Here is a 786-nt window from a genome sequence, read left to right as displayed (position 1 = left end):
GTAAGTTTTAATATCGTTAATAATGGCTCGGTCATCGCTTGATTAAGTTGATAAAAACGCCACGTACCGCGAGTAACTGACTCAACTAACCCTGATTTTTTTAGATAACTTAAATGACGACTTACCGATCCTTGTGGCATTTCAAGTACGGTAACGAGATCACAGACACACACTTCGTTATGTTCTAAAATTAACGCCATAATCCTCAGTCGAGTTTGCTCACTGAGCGCTTTGTGAAATTGTGCAACAGCCATAAATTCGCTTAACCATATATACGCATAAGCAAATATTAAAAGATGATAGATAAAAATCAAGAAAATAAACGGTTATTTTTTGGCTTAGATTTTAGCCAAGAAAACAAAGCGCTCATATTCAATTGGTTATCACACCAAGTTGATGATAAGCGTAAGCCTGTCTTGCAAAGCAACTTACATTTAACCTTAGCATTTTTACCAAATGTGTCGCCTGCAAATGAATTGCTACTTATTAAGTATGCAAAAAGCCTAACATTTTCCTCATTTAAATTACGCTTTGCAGAGACCGGCTATTGGCCAAATACGGGGATCTTCTTTTTAAAGCCATGCGAATTAGTCACACCACTGAATGCGCTTGCAACCTCGCTACGCACTGAGGGAGAGCGTTTGGGTATTTATCAAAATCCGTTTGATTTTCATCCCCATGTAACGCTTAAAAGAAATTGCAAACAGCAACCTGAAATAAAAAAGGCTATAACGCCTTTCGAAGTAGAATTTAAAGAGTTTAAGTTATTTCACTCAACACGGGTAA

Annotated in this window: 2 protein-coding genes; one reads left to right on the top strand and one right to left on the bottom strand. The window is 37.2% G+C overall.

Going from position 1 to position 786, the window contains the following annotated elements:
• Window positions 1-254 (bottom strand): ArsR/SmtB family transcription factor (locus ON073_RS20435; protein ID WP_274763703.1); only part of this gene is annotated, 254 nt, incomplete at its 3' end.
• Between the two features lie 42 nt (window positions 255-296).
• Between ON073_RS20435 and thpR the strand changes: the two genes are divergently transcribed.
• Window positions 297-786: RNA 2',3'-cyclic phosphodiesterase (gene thpR / locus ON073_RS20430; RefSeq protein ID WP_274763702.1), on the top strand; the 490-nt coding region annotated here is incomplete at its 3' end.

It is taken from the genome of Pseudoalteromonas sp. G4, assembly GCF_028875915.1.
GTDB lineage: Bacteria > Pseudomonadota > Gammaproteobacteria > Enterobacterales > Alteromonadaceae > Pseudoalteromonas.
This window is presented reverse-complemented; position numbering and strand designations above follow the sequence as displayed.